The sequence below is a fragment of the Kitasatospora sp. NPDC003701 genome, from assembly GCF_053587085.1.
This window is the reverse complement of sequence record NZ_JBSFNM010000087.1, coordinates 1-14141: the sequence shown is the minus strand read 5'-3', so window position 1 is coordinate 14141 and position 14141 is coordinate 1. Positions and strand designations below refer to the sequence as shown.

Here is a 14141-nt window from a genome sequence, read left to right as displayed (position 1 = left end):
GGTCGTGTCGCGTGCGGTCCTGCCGGGTACGGCAGTTCCGGGTGCGGTCAGGTCGGGCGCGGTCACTGCTTCACGGCACCGGCGAGCATGCCGGCGATGAAGTGCCGCTGGAGGAAGAGGAACAGGCCGGCGGCCGGGAGCGCGGAGATCGCGGTGCCGGACAGCAGCTGGCCGTAGTCGGTGTCGATCAGGCCGTGCAGGCTCGCCAGGGACACCGGGATGGTGTAGGCGTCCGAGGTGCGCAGCAGGACCAGCGGCCAGAGGAAGTCGTTCCACGAGGCCAGGAAGAGGTAGATCGCGAGCGCGGCCAGCGAGGGCCGCATCGCGGGCAGGACGATCCGGCGCAGGATGCCGAACTCGCCCACCCCGTCCAGGCGTCCGGACTCCACCAGCTCCCGCGGGAAGCCCTGGAGGGTCTGCCGCATCAGGAAGATCCCGAACGGCAGGGCGAGGTTGGGCAGGACCAGGCCGGCCATCGTGTTGAGCAGGTCCGCCTTGACCATGATCTTGAACAGGGGCACCACGGTGAGGTTGAACGGCACCGCGAGCATCACCATGACCAGCGTGAACATCAGGCCCGCGCCGCGAAAGCGGTACGTCGCGAAGGCGTAGCCGGCCAGGGTGCAGACCACGCCGCCGACCAGGGTGTAGATCCCCGCGGCCAGCACGGAGTTGAGGACCGCCCGGCCGAAGCCGGCCTCGCCGAACAGGTGGGAGACGTTCTCGCCCAGGTGGTCGCCGGGCAGCAGCGGCGGGTTGCTGGAGAAGATCTCGGTCGTGCTGTGCGTCATGGCGACGACGAGCCAGTAGAACGGGAACACGAACAGCAGGGCGGCCGCGGCCACGGTGATCGTCAGGGCGATCGCGCGCGGGTCGAAAGCACCGGCGGTCCGGGGCCACGGGGACGGACGGGCCGCTGCACGGCGGCGGGCGGCGCTCACCGTTCCCGTCCCAGGACCTTGACCTGGACCAGGGCGATCACCGCGATGATCGCCGTCAGCACCCAGCCGATGGCCGAGGCGTAGCCGAAGTCGAAATACGTGAAACCGTTGAGGTACATGTACAGACCGATCGTGGTGGTGGCCCCGTCCGGGCCGCCGTTGGTGAGCACGTACGGCTCGTCGAAGAGCTGCAGGGTGCCGGCGGTGGCCATGACCGTGGTGAGCACGACGGCGGGCCGCAGTCCCGGCAGGGTCACGTGCCGGAACTTCTGCCAGGCCCCGGCGCCGTCGGTGGCCGCGGCGTCGTAGAGCTCGTCGGGTATCGACTGGAGCTGGGCAAGGAAGATGACCGAGAAGTAGCCGGTGTAGTGCCAGAGCATCGCCAGGACGACGGAGAAACGGGCGGTCAGCGGGTCGCCGAGCCAGTTGACCCGGGGCAGGCCGAGGTCGGCCAGCAGGGCGTTGACGGTGCCGAAGTCGTTGGCGAACAGCGCCCCGAACAGGATGCCGTACGCCACCAGGCCCATCACGATGGGCAGGAAGAACACCAGCCGCAGCGTGCGGCGGAAGCGCAGCAGTACCGAGTTGAGCGCGACCGCGAGCGCCAGGGCGAGCAGCAGCATCACCGGGACCTGGACCACCACGAAGAACGCGGTGTTGCGCAGGGCCTGGTAGAAGAGCTCGTCGCCGAACAACCGGGTGTAGTTGTCGAGTCCGACGTAGGTCTCCTCGCTCCCGGTGGTGAAGGAGAGCCAGGCCGAGTACCCGAAGGGGTAGAGCTTGAAGGCGAGGAACAGCAGGGCCATCGGTAGGAGGAAGACGTACGGTGCCTGGCGCTCGCCGAGGCGGGGCCGGCGCTTGCTCCTGGGCCTGGGCCTGGCGCGGGTGGCCGTCCGCAGTGCGTGGTTGGACATGGGTGCTCCGATGAACTCACCGGGGCCAGGGCCGGACGGCTCGCCGCCCGACCCGGGCCGGTCGGTCACTTTGCGGGGGTGCGGCCGGTCTGCTGGGCGACCTGGGCGGCGGCCTTGTCGAGGGCCTCCTTGGGCGTGGAGCCCTTCAGCAGGACCTGGGTCTGCGCGGCCGTGTACGCGCGCAGCGCCTTCGGGTAGTCGGAGGAGTAGTTGGAGCGGCCCTTGGCGGCGGCCAGCAGGGAGACGATCAGCTCGTTCGGGGCCTGGCCGCCGTAGTAGTCGACCGCCTTGACGAAGCCCTCGGAGCGCTGCATGGTCCGGTTCGCCGGGAAGAGCCCGCCGGCCGCGAACATCGCCTGCTGCGCGTTGAGGTCGGTCATCGCGTACTTCACGAACTTGAACGCGGCGTCCTTGTTCTTCCCGGCCTTGGCGAGGGTCAGGTAGGAGGAGCCGACCAGACCCGACCGTGCCCCGCCCGTCTCGACCGCCGGGAGCGGCGCGATCCCCACCTTGCCCGACAGGGCCGGTGCCTTCTCCGGCAGCGCGCCCGGTACCCAGGAGGCCGCCGGGATCGCCGCGACCTTCGACTCCGCGAAGGCGGCGAACACCTTGCCGATGTCTCCGGGCACGTCCGCGATCAGGCCCTTGTCGTGCATCTGCTTGATCAGGTCCAGCGCGCGGACGCCCTTGGCGTCGTTCATCGCCACCCGGCCCTGACCGTCGAAGTAGAAGCCGCCCTGGAGGATCTCCAGGAACTGCCACAGGTTCGCCGAGTCCGTCACCGTGGCCGACTCGTCCAGGGCCAGCAGCGGCACCCCGGACTTCTCCTTGACCTTGACGCCGGCCGCGATCAGCTGGTCCCAGGTCTTCACCTCGTCGACGTTCACGCCCGCCGCCTCGAAGAGGTCGCGCCGGAACATCAGGACCGACGTGTACTCCTCGAACGGGATGCCGAAGACCTTGCCGTCCGCGTCGCCGCCGGACGCCCACGCGGCGTCCGAGAAGTCCTTCGCCAGGTCGCCCGCGCCGAGCCCGCCCAGCTCCTGCAGACCGTCCTTGAACTTCTCCAGGTAGCTCGGCATGTAGTCCACCCCGATGTTCATCACGTCCGGCAGACCCGCACCCCCCGCCGCCATACCCGTGGTGATCTTGTCCCAGATCGCCGGATTGCCGACGTCCTCGATCTTCACCTTGATCCCGGGGTTCGCCGCCTCGAAGCCCGGCACCGCCGCCTGCAGCTCCTTACCGGGCCCGGTCCAGGTCCACACCGTCACCGTCTTCCCGCCGTCGGCCCCGGCCCCGGCCTCCGACGAGGAGGACGCACAGCCCGTCACCACCGACAGGACCACCACACCTGCCACCACACCGGCTGCCGATCTCAGCACACCCCGACGCGACACACCCACCACAACCAACCCCTCTCAACGGAACCACGAACTCCCTGACAGAGCGCGGGCCTTACCGGACGCGTCCCTGATGAAGCTGAACACTAAACGTCTATGACGCAAGGATGCAATGACCTTGCAATTCATCGATGCAATATTGCGACCTTCTTGCCGTGACAACGACGCCAGGCCCCCGCCGGCGGCATGCACGGCAAGGGGCCTGGCGTACTTCGGGCGGTACCGACGGGACATCGCGCGTCGACGACGGGCACCGGACGACGGGGCGACGGGGCGACGGGGCGACCAGGCAACCGGGTTCAGTGCGCGGCCGGCAACCCGTCCGGCCTGGGCAGGCCCAGTCGCATCGCCAGCAGGTCGAGAGCCGCCCGGTGACACTCCATCCCCGAACTGTCGTAGGGACAGCAGCGGAGGTACATCGCCGTGGCCGGCCTCCAGCGGCGGCGCGGTTCGTCCTGCCGGTCACAACCGCGGATGTCGAACATGCTTCCACCTGCCAGTTTCTCGGCACCACGGGCACTTCCGCGGTCCCACCAGCACACCGACCGCGGCGGTGCGTAGTCAATGCGGGCCACTACCTACCTTCGCCCTCGGTCGCCGGAACGGATGCGGAGATCGCTCTCCGCACCCACCTCCGGCCGCAGGGAAGGGCGGCCCGCCGGGCCCGCTATGCGGCGCTCCAGGTGAACTGCTCCCAGTTGCCGACCGACCAGCCGGCCGCCCGGAGCACGGCGTCCGGCTCGTCGCCGCGGACGGTGACGTACCGGCCGCTGGAGGAGGCCTGGAGGGCCGATTTGCCGTTGCCGAGGTCCACCCAGCGGAACCTCTCCCAGTCGCCGACCGCGGTGGAGTTCGCCAGCAGCGGGTTACCGGCCCGGTTGGCCCAGGCCACCACGTACTTGCCGGTGGAGTGGGCCTTCAGCGCCACGAATCCGCCGCCCGCGTCGACGACGTCGAACTTCTCCGTGGCACCCACGGTCGCGCCGGTCGCCTGCAGCGGGCTGTCGGTGAGGTCGGTGTGCGCGGCGACCTGCTGGCCGTTGGAGGCGGCCTTCAGGGAGACGGTCTGCCCGACCGGCGCGTTGCTGCCGGCCGCCACCGCGGGCATCAGGGCCGCGCCCTTTCCGGCCCCCAGGCCGAAGGCGACGGTGCCGTTGGTCACGGGCAGGTTCCGCACCCACACCGGGCCCTCGGCCGTGACGTCGTACAGCCCGACGCTGGTGACCCCGGTCCAGCCCGGCGGCAGCGTCCAGGTCTTGGAGGCGTAGCCGTTGGTGCTGTAGGCGGCGATCAGCCTGTCCTGCCAGAGCGCGGGGAAGAAGGTGTCGTCGGCGGTACCGTGGCCCTCGGTGCCGACCTCCCGGCTCGTGTTGTTCCTGTGGAACCACTGCGGGAACGCCCGGACCGCGTCCTGCTCGACGCCGTTCCAGTCCCGCTGCTTGAGGTGGTTCTCGGCGCCGCCGAGCGGGGTGGTGGCACGCAGGTAGGGCGCGTTGCCGGTCATGGAGCTGTGCCAGCTGGCCGGCTCCAGGCCGAGGTGGGCGTCGGGCTTGTAGTTGCTGCTCCGGTCGAACTCGGTGGTGACGTCGACCCCCTGGGTGCGCCAGTACCGCAGAATGGTGCGCTGGGCGGCGGTCTCCTGCTCCCGGGTGAAGCCCAGGTACGGGCTGATCGGCTGGTTGAGGCGGTTGGGGTCGATCTGGTGGAACGCGTCGATGTGCAGGGTGCCGGCCTGCCGCAGCTCCGGGATCATCGCCAGCAGGGCGTCGATCCGGGCCTTCGAGCGGCCCTTCAGCCACTCCTGCCGGTAGGAGATGGCGTAACTGGTCTGCCCGGACCACACCTTGCCCGGGATCGGATTGCCCGCGGTGTCCTTGGCGACGATGTCGTCGGCGAGGTAGGCGTCCCACAGCGGACTGTCCTGGTAGGCGTCGAACATGTTGACGTGCAGGCTGACGGTGGTGTGGTACTTCTTCGCCTCCCTCATCAGCCGGCGCAGGCTCTCCAGCGCGGTGGCGTCCTCGGGGCGCTTGAGGTCCTCGTTCACCGCCGCCCAGGCCGGGTACTTGGAGTCGTGGCCCTCGTACTGCCAACCGACCAGGTAGACGATCTTGTCAGCCCCGAGCATCAGGTTGTCGAGCTTCCTGATGTCGTCCAGCGCCTGGGCGAAGGTCCGGTAGACCTTGGACTTGTTCGACGGATCGGTGGGGTCCTTCTCCGCCAGGAACATCTTGGTGAACGGCGTCCGGGTGTAGTCCCGCACGTACGGGCGCTCGGGGTAGTGGTTCACCGTCGAGTCGTACGGGTCGCCCTTGGGGTCGGCCGGGTCCCCGATGCCGCCGACCGGCGCGCTCGCGGCGGGCAGCGGCACGCCCTGGGTGACGGTCAGCCGGGCGTCCGCCCAGTTCGACTCGTCGGAGGAGTTGCCGTCACCCGCGTCGGTGACGACCAGCTTCAGCTTCTGCGCGCCGGTGAGGTCGACGTCGACACTCCGAGCCGCCGAACTGCGGTTCACCACCCCGCTGTCGAAGACCTTGGTGCCGTCCTTGAAGACCTGGAAGACCACGGTGCCGGCGGTCACCCCGGCCCGGGTGCTGAGACCGACCACCGACTGGAAGCGCGTCGCCGCTCCGGCCAGGTCGTAGACCGTCTCGAAGTTCGAGTGGGCGCCCAGGCCCGTCAGGTACGTGGTGCCGCCGACGATCAGCGGACCGTTGTCGATGTTCCGGTTCAGGTGCGTGTAGCTGTAGCCCTGCGAGTTGGACTGCCAGTACAGGCCGCTCAGTTGGACGGTGGTGGCGGACGCGGTCGCGGGCGCCGTGAGCGCCGGCGACCAGGCCAGGGTGGCTACGGCCGTGGCCAGGACCAGTGCGCGTCCGCGCATGACCTCTCCTTGTGCGGTGTGCGGGGGTGGGTGAACGGGTGGACGGCCGGCCGTCGCGGCGGCCGGCCGTCCGATGGGAGGGCCACGCTCTAGACGGCGGTCCAGGTGAACTGCTCCCAGCCGCCGAGGTCCCAACCAGTGGCGCTCAGCGGCGAGTTCGGGTCGTCGCCGCGGGCGGTCACGTAACGGCTGTCGCCGAAGGACTGGAGGGCGACCCGGCCGTTGCCGAGGTCGACCCAGCGGAACTTCTCCCAGTTGCCCTGGACGTTCGACTTCGCCACCAGCGGGCTGTCCTGCTTGTCCGCCTGCGCCACCACGAACTTGCCGTTCGCGCGGTTCTTCAGACCGACGTAGCCGTTGCCGAAGTCGACCACGTCGAACTTCTCGGTGTCACCGGTGGCCGTCGCGGTGGCCCGCAGGGGGGCGTCGGTCTGGTCGGTGCGGGCGGTGACCTGCTTGCCGTTCGAGGCCGCCTTGAGCGTGACCGTCTGCCCGATCGGGGCGTTGCTGCTGGCGCCGACGGTCGGGACGATCGTCACCCCCTGCTCAACCCCCAGGCCGAAGGTGACCGTGCCGTTGACCACCGGGAGGGAGCGCAGCCAGCGCGGCCCCTCGGGCGCCACGTCGTACAGGTCGACGCTGGTGACGTCGCTCCAGCCCGGCGGGAGGGTCCAGGTCTTGGAGCTGTAGCCGGCCGAGCTGAACGCGGCGATCGCCTTGTCGCGCCACAGCACCGGGTAGAACACGTCGTTGCCGCTGCCGTGGTTCTCGGTGCCGATCTCCCGGCTGGTGTTGTTGTTGTAGTACCAGCGGGTGAGGTCGCGGACCGCGACACCCTCCACCAGGTTCCACTTGTTGTTCTTGACGTTGTCCTCGTTGGACCGCGTGACGGTCTGGGCCCGCAGGTCGGGGCTCGTGGTCTTCCAGATGCTGTCGGACGGGTAGTTGGTGCGCCAGCTGACCGGCTCCAGGCCCACGTGGTAGTCCGGCCGCCGCTGGGGCTGGTAGTCGTACTCGGTGGTGACGTCCAGGCCCTTGCTGCGCCAGTAGCGCATGATGGTGCGCTGCGTCGCCAGCTCCTCCTGGAGGGTGAAGCCGTTCTTGGGGCTGATCGGCGTCGTCGGGTAGAGCGGCGAGACGGAGTGGAAGGCGTCGATGTGGACGGTGCCGGCGTCCTTGAGTTCCGGGATCATCGCGAGCAGGCCGTCGATGCGCTGCTGGGCGCGGCCCTTGAGCCACTCCTGCTTGTAGTCCACCTGGTAGCTCTGCTGGCCGTCCGCGAGTTCGCCGGGGCGCGGGGTGCCGTCGAGGTTCTTGCCGATGATGTCCTCGGCCATGTACGTGTCCCAGAGCGGGCTGTCCTGGTAGGCGTCCAGCATGTTGATGTGCAGGCTGACCTTGGTGTGGTACTTCCTCGCCTCCCTCATCAGCCAGCGCAGGCTCTCCAGCGCGGTGGCGTCCTCGGGGCGCTTGAGGTCCTCGTTGACCGCGGCCCAGGACGGGTACTTGGAGTCGTGCCCGTTGTTCTGCCAGCCGACCAGATAGACGATCTTGTCCGCGCCCAGCATCATGTTGTCGAGCTTCTTGATGGCGTCCAGCGCCTGGGCGAAGTTCAGGTAGACCTTGCTGGTGTTGTAGTCCGGTCCGAGCTTCTGGGACAGGTAGATCTTGTTGATCGGCACCTGGCTGTAGTCGTTCATGTACGGACGCTCGGGGTAGCCGTTGACCGTCGCGTCGTACGGGTCGCCCTTCGGGTTGGCCGGGTCGGACCCGACGTCGCCCACCGGTGCGCTCGCCGCCGGCAGGGCGACCCCCTGGGTGACGGTCAGCCGGGCGTCCGCCCAGTTGGCGTGGTCCGCGCTGTTGCCGTCGCCCGCGTCGGTGATGACCAGCTTCAGCTTCTGCGCCCCGGTCAGGTCCACGTCCACGGACTTCGCCGCCGAACCGCGGTTCATCACCCCGCTGTCGTAGACCTTGACGTCGTCCTTGAACACCTGGAACACCACGGTGCCCGCGGTGACCCCGGACTCCGTGTTGAGACCGACCACCGACTGGAAGCGCGTCGCGGCCCCGCCCAGGTTGTAGACGATGCTGGAGTTCGAGTGAGCCCCCAGGCCCTTCACGTACTTCGTCCCGGCGACCATCAGCGGGCCGCCGTCGATGTTCCGGTTGAGGTGGGTGTAGCCGTAGCCCTGGGAGTTGGACTGCCAGAACAGGCCACCGTCCCCCAGGTAGAGCGTCGAGGTGGCGGCCGAGGCCGGCGCGATCACCGTCAGCGAACAGGCCAGGCCCGCAACAGCGGTGCACGCGGCCAGCATGCGTCTACGCATGATGTCGTCCTTTCATGGGCGGTAGCGCCCCGTTCCCGACCGGGCCCGGTGGGCCGGGCACCGGTCGATGTGACCGGAACATTAAGCTCCTGTGTCGCAAGGATGCAATGGTCTTGCAATCTGCAGATGCAAATTTGTTTTGGTTCTTGCGCGCAACAGTGCCGGCCGACGTCTGCGCGACGGGCCTCGCCCACGACCGCCCGCCACCCCGCGACCGGGAAACGCGAACAGCCGTGCACCCACAGGGGGCACGGCTGGTTCGACCTCGACCACTACACAGGGCCTCCGTTCGCGGCCGCCCCGGGACGGCCGCCAAGAGGCGGCTCCTCGATGCCGGCCGCCGCGGCGAGCACATGCGCACCACGGGCCGTCAGCATGGTCCGCCGCCGCTCGGCCTCCTCCTCGCCCGGGCCGAACACCCACAGACCGGGCACCAGGACGAGCTGCACCGCGCCGGCGTCCGCGGCGGCGAGCAGACGCGCCAGCGCCGCACCGGGGCCGGCGCCCGACCCGGGGCGGTCGAGGAACAGGACCGGTCGCGGCAGCCCGAGACGGTCGGCAAGTTCCTCCAACCGACGCTGCTCGACGGCGACCTGCCGTTCCTCCTCCGGGCGGCGGCACAGATAGGAGGCCGTCCCGATCACCGCTCCCGCACCCGAAACCGCACCCGCACCCGCACCCGTCCGCCGTGCGCCGGTCATCGCGGCACCTCCCGTCCCGTCCGTAGGGGCACGCGGTCGCCCGCCCCGGCACAGCGCCTGCGGGTTCCGGGCCCTGCTCCGATTCAGCCAGGCCCGGTCACGCGATACGAGGGCGGCGGGGGCACGGCTGGGGCTCGCGCGGGTCACAGCGGGGGTGGTCAGTAGGTACTGGGCGGGCCCGGGGCAGGTAGTCGGCCGCACGATCGGAGCCCGGAACGACCGGCCGGGAGATCTCGTCGGCTCGGTCCATTGATTTATGTTTACTTATGTTGAATTATGACGAGTCACTCACTGCCCCGGGCCGTCGCCCTCGGTGTGGGTACCGTGGCGCCGCCGCACTGCCCCAGCCGGCGGCGCCACATCCCAGGCCCCGCCGGGTCCGGAGCATGCTGGACCCCGGCCGTCGCGACGGAGCGGCGGTCCGGGCTCCGATGCCGGGCGGGCGCGGAGTTCCGTGAGGGTCGGAGCGGTCCGCGGCCTCGGGGTGGACGGCTTCGCGCGGCATGCCGAAGCCGTCGACCCCGGGCACGGAGTCGACGGCCTGTGGGCACGCGAGGACTGGTCCCTACGGACGGGCCTGCGGCTTCTGCCGCTTGCGGGGCTGCTCCGCCCAACCGCCCGTGGAGCTGCGGATGCGCAGCTCGGGGTCGATCAGCACCTCGTCCTCGTTCACATGGTTCCCGCTGATCAGCACGTGCAGGGCCTGCGCGGCGTGCTGGGCGAGCCGCTCGGTCGGCTGGCGCACGGTGGTCAGCGGCGGTGCGGTGAGGTCGAGCATCGGAGAGTCGTCGTAGCCCACCACCGAGAGGTCCCCGGGGACGCTCATGCCACGCCGGAAGGCGGCGTTGACCGCGCCGAGTGCCATCCGGTCACTGGCCGCCACGATCGCCGTGGCACCGCGGTCGATCAGCAGGTCACCGCCGCGCCGGCCGCCGTCCACGGTGAACAACTGCCGCTCCAGCAGGGCGTTCTCGTCGTCCAGTCCGTGCTTGCGCAGTGCGGCGAAGAAGCCCTCGATCCGCCGGTCGGCCAGCAGGTTGCCGGGCGGGCCGGCGAGCATGCCGATCCGCCGGTGGCCGAGCGCCGTCAGGTGGTCGATGGCGAGTTCGGCGGCGCGCCAGTCGTTGGTGGAGAAGGTGGCCGCCGGGATGCCGCCCGCGCCGCCGTTGACGTTGACGAAGGGGACCCGGCGGTCCCGGAGCATCTGCTGGGCCGAGTGGTCACCGCGCGAGAGCGTGTTGCTGGCCGACAGGAAGATCGCGCCCGCGATCCCCACCCCCACGGTCGCGGCGGCGAAGTCACGCTCCTTGGAGCTGCCGGGAAGCGCGGCGCAGACCAGCGTGTGCAGTCCGAACGGCGACAGCTCCACCTCGATCTGCTCGGCGAGCCGGGTGAACACGTCGTTGGAGAGCTCCGGCACGATCGCCAGGACCATCTCGCCCTCGGTCGGCCTGGTCATGTTCAACTCGGCCATGGCCCGCTCGACCGTGGCCCGCGTCTTGGTCGACACCCCGGGCCGCCGGTTGATCACCCGGCTGACGGTCGCCTCGCTGACCTCCGCAAGCCTCGCGATCTCGGCGAGCCCGATCCGCGTCGTAGCTGACTGACCACTCACACCCACGTCGACCCCTTGCGCTTCTCTCCTGTGGACCGGAGCCCGGTCTGGAACCCTATCGTGGCCACCTGCGGCTCAGGGCGCCGGGAAGCGGTGGATGTTCCGCTCGCCGCCGGTCCACAGGTGGGCCGGCCGGTCCGACGGTGCCCGGCGCGCCCGGGCGGCTCGTGTCACGGAGGTCTAGGGTGGAGCCGTCGGCGCCACTGCAGGTGGTGCCGGCCGTTCTCGCACGGCTGGAGGTTTCTCTCATGCCGGTCGGTCGGGTGCCGCAGGACGGGCACGGCACGGGTTCCGTGTTCGTCGGGCGCGACGCCGAACTGCGGCAGCTGGTGGCCCTGCTCAGGACACCTCCGTCCGTGGTGATCGTGGAGGGCGAGGCGGGGATCGGGAAGTCCCGGCTCGTGCTGGAGGCGTCCGCACTGCTGCGGGCCGACGGGGTGGGCGTCCTGGAGGGCGGGTGCCATCCGCTGCGCGAGCCGCTGCCGTTCGGACCGGTGGCCGACGCGCTGCGCGAGGCCGTTCCGCGGGCCGCGCAGGCCGGTCCGCTCCCCCGGGTGACGGGGGCGTTGTCGGCCCTGGTGCCGGATCTCGCGGACCTCCTGCCCGAGCCCGCCGGGGAGCCGGAGGCGGCAGGGCAGCGCCCGACGGTCGCGGCCGGGGTCCGTGCCGTGCTGACCGCGGTCGCACCGGCGGTGCTGGTGGTGGAGGACCTGCACTGGGCGGACGAGGCGACCAGGGACCTGCTGCTGCTCCTCGCCCGGGACCTTCCCGGGCAGGCCGGGCTGTTGCTGACCTACCGGGCCGGGGACCTGCCGCCCGGCGTGCCGCTGCTCGGTGCCCCGTACAGCCTCCCGGCGGGCACGGCCGGCGCGGAGATCACGCCGGCCGCGCTGACCGAGGCGGACCTGGCGGCGATGGCGCGCAGCGTGCTCGGTACCGGGGCCACACCCGAAGTCGTCAGGGCCCTGATGCAGCGCAGCGGCGGCCTGCCGCTGGTGATCGAGGAGGACCTGCTGACGCTCGCCTCCACGGACGTGCAGGCACCGACGGCGCTGGGGGTGTCCCGGAGCCTCCGGGAGATCATCGGGCAGCGCCTGGACCGGCTCCCGCCCGCAGCGGCGGCCCTGGCGGGAGGAGCCGCGGTGCTGGCGGTGCCGGCCTCCGAGCGGTTGCTCGGGCGGATGGCCGGACTGCCGGCGGAGGAGGCGGCCGAGGCGCTGACGGGCGCGCTGGCCGGGTCGGTGCTGCACGAGCTGGGCCCGGACCGGTACGGGTTCGCCCATGTGCTGGCGGGCCGGGCGGTGTACGAGTCGCTGCCCGGGCCGGTGCGCACGCGGCTGCACCGCCGGGCGGTGGAGGCGCTGCGGGAGCTGGAGAAACCGCCGCTGGTGCAGATCGCCCACCACACCCGCCGGGCCGGGGATCTGACGGGGTGGCTGGAGCAGGCCGAGGCCGCGGCCGTCCAGGCGGAATCGATGGGGGACCTGGGTACCGCCGCCGACCTCCTGCAGCAGGTGCTGGAGCAGCCGGGTCTGGCCCCGGATCGGGTGGCACGGGCGGCTCTCGCGTTGGCCCGTGCGACGCAGTACGGCACGGACTACGGGCGCACCGTCGCCTCGATGCGCCGGATCCTGGCCACCCCCGGGTTGCCCGCAGCCACCCGGGGCGTGATCCGCCGGAACCTCAGCATGGTCATGTACAACCAAGGCGGGGACCAGGCCGGCATCGCGGAACTGCGGAAGGCCGTGCCGGACCTGGAGCAGGGGCCGCCGGAGCAGCTGGCCCGCGCCCTGGCGATCCTCGCCTCGCACGCCCCGGACGGCGGCACCGCGGCCGAGCAGACGGCGCAGCTGGAACGGGCGATGGCACTGGTCGCGGACAGCGAGGACGAGGACAGCCGCTCGGTCGTGACCTTCAACTACCTGAACGCCTTGTGTGAGCACCACGATCCGCGGGCGCCGGCCGTCCTGGCCGGGCTGCCCCGGGTGCACGAGAACCTGCACATGGTCCGCTCCACCGTCATGTCGCTCAGCAACGCCGTCGAGTGGGCGCTCGACGGGGGCGACGACGAGGTGGCGGCCGGCTACCTGGAGGAGGCCGGCGCGCTGGCGGTGCGCAACGACATGTCGCTGATGGTCATGTACACCGACTCCTACCGGGTGCTGCTGAGCTGGCTCGCCGGTGGGTGGGACGGCTTCGAGCGGGAGGTGGAGGACTTCCGCCACCGGTATGTGCCGAACCCGCTGGTCACCGGCGGCCTGCTCGGCACCGCCCTGGGGGTGGGCGCCGCGGCGAAGGGCCACTTCGCCCTGGCCGTGGCCCACCTGGAGACGGCGCTCGCCCAGGACGGGGCGACGACGACGAGCATCCCGCCCGCCGCCGCCCTGGCCCGTGCCCGGCTGGCAGCCGGCGACGCCGACGGCGCCTGGCAGGCCCTCGTGGGTCCGCCCGACATGCTCGGGTTCGTGGTGCGGCGCGAGTGCTGGACCCATTCCTGGAACCTCGTGCCCGCCGCCGTCGAGATCCTGCTCGCACGCGGCGAGCGGGCCCGGGCGGAGGAACTGGCCGGGCAGCACGCCGAAGGAATCAAGGGTCGGTCGGCCCCCGGATCGGTAGCGGAGGCCGCGCTGTGCCGGGGTCTGCTCGCCCTGGCGGAGCGGCCCGCCGAGGCGGCGGCGGCGTTCGACCGGGCCCGCGCCCAGTGGCTGGGTAACGGCCGCCCCTACCCGGCCGCACTCGCCGGGGAACGGGCCGGCGCCGCCCTGGCCGACACCGACCCGGCGGGCGCGACCGCACGGCTGAACGCCAGCGCCGAGGTGTACCGGCGACTCGGGGCGACCAGCCACGAGGCCCGCTGCCTCCGCCGCCTCAGGGGCCTGGGCCAGGTGCCCGCCGCTCATGTCGGCCGGCGGGCCGGCTACGGGGAACGCCTCTCCCCCCGCGAGCAGCAGGTCCACGACCTCCTCGTGCACGGCGCCACCAACAAGGACATCGCCGCCGCCCTGTTCCTCTCCCCGCGCACGGCCGAACACCACGCCGCCGCCGTCCTGCGCAAACTCCGCACCAGCCGCGAACAACTGGCCCGGCCGCAGGACCCCCCGTCGCCGTAGCGGCGGGCCCGGACCCGCCACCTGGGCGCCGGCCCTTCGACAAACCATGGACCCGCCACCTGGGCTCCGGCCCTTCGACAAACCATGGCGAGCCGATGGAGCCGGGTGCCCTGCTGCTGTCGGCGGCCGCGGGCGGCTCAGGCCCGGCCACAAGGCCACCCTGTACCGCCGCTGGGGCGGGGTGGACGGACTGGTCGCGGACGCGCTCACCGCCTCCGCCGACCAGCCATGGCCGCTCCCCGA

Annotated in this window: 9 protein-coding genes and 1 pseudogene; 2 read left to right on the top strand and 8 right to left on the bottom strand. The window is 71.2% G+C overall.

What is annotated here, in order from left to right; all coding sequences use genetic code 11:
• Positions 1 to 62: 62 nt before the first annotated feature.
• The 8 genes from ACWDRR_RS41000 to ACWDRR_RS40965 all read right to left on the bottom strand — a co-directional run bounded on the left by ACWDRR_RS41000 (position 63) and on the right by ACWDRR_RS40965 (position 10788).
• A complete protein-coding gene (locus tag ACWDRR_RS41000; RefSeq protein ID WP_449777409.1) occupies positions 63 to 941 on the bottom strand; it encodes a carbohydrate ABC transporter permease in 879 nt (292 codons plus the stop codon).
• The gene (locus ACWDRR_RS40995) at positions 938 to 1855 is read right to left on the bottom strand and encodes a carbohydrate ABC transporter permease (protein WP_449777408.1); all 918 of its coding nucleotides are present in this window, start codon (positions 1853 to 1855) and stop codon (positions 938 to 940) included. Before ACWDRR_RS40995 ends, ACWDRR_RS41000 begins: the two co-directional genes overlap by 4 nt.
• A 65-nt stretch (positions 1856 to 1920) precedes the next feature.
• The gene (locus ACWDRR_RS40990) at positions 1921 to 3240 is read right to left on the bottom strand and encodes an ABC transporter substrate-binding protein (RefSeq protein ID WP_449777407.1); all 1320 of its coding nucleotides are present in this window, start codon (positions 3238 to 3240) and stop codon (positions 1921 to 1923) included.
• 317 nt (positions 3241 to 3557) lie between these two features.
• Positions 3558 to 3743, bottom strand: coding sequence for a hypothetical protein (locus ACWDRR_RS40985; RefSeq protein WP_449777406.1), 186 nt, complete (start codon positions 3741 to 3743; stop codon positions 3558 to 3560).
• A gap of 182 nt (positions 3744 to 3925) precedes the next feature.
• On the bottom strand, positions 3926 to 6142 hold the full coding sequence (locus tag ACWDRR_RS40980) for an NPCBM/NEW2 domain-containing protein (RefSeq protein WP_449777405.1): 2217 nt from the start codon (positions 6140 to 6142) through the stop codon (positions 3926 to 3928).
• 89 nt (positions 6143 to 6231) lie between these two features.
• Positions 6232 to 8472, bottom strand: coding sequence for an NPCBM/NEW2 domain-containing protein (locus tag ACWDRR_RS40975; RefSeq protein WP_449777404.1), 2241 nt, complete (start codon positions 8470 to 8472; stop codon positions 6232 to 6234).
• Positions 8473 to 8744: 272 nt separating this feature from the next.
• Positions 8745 to 9173 carry a hypothetical protein gene (locus tag ACWDRR_RS40970; RefSeq protein ID WP_449777403.1) on the bottom strand — a complete coding sequence of 143 codons (429 nt, stop codon included), beginning with the start codon at positions 9171 to 9173 and terminating at the stop codon, positions 8745 to 8747.
• A 565-nt stretch (positions 9174 to 9738) separates the two neighbouring features.
• Complete coding sequence (locus tag ACWDRR_RS40965; RefSeq protein ID WP_449777402.1) at positions 9739 to 10788, bottom strand: LacI family DNA-binding transcriptional regulator; 1050 nt, start codon at positions 10786 to 10788, stop codon at positions 9739 to 9741.
• A gap of 248 nt (positions 10789 to 11036) precedes the next feature.
• On the opposite strand from ACWDRR_RS40965, the gene ACWDRR_RS40960 reads away from it, so the two are divergent.
• Together ACWDRR_RS40960 and ACWDRR_RS40955 are read left to right on the top strand one after the other, a co-directional pair.
• On the top strand, positions 11037 to 13898 hold the full coding sequence (locus ACWDRR_RS40960; RefSeq protein ID WP_449777401.1) for an ATP-binding protein: 2862 nt from the start codon (positions 11037 to 11039) through the stop codon (positions 13896 to 13898).
• 46 nt (positions 13899 to 13944) lie between these two features.
• A pseudogene (locus ACWDRR_RS40955) lies at positions 13945 to 14141 on the top strand (hypothetical protein); the annotation flags it as partial.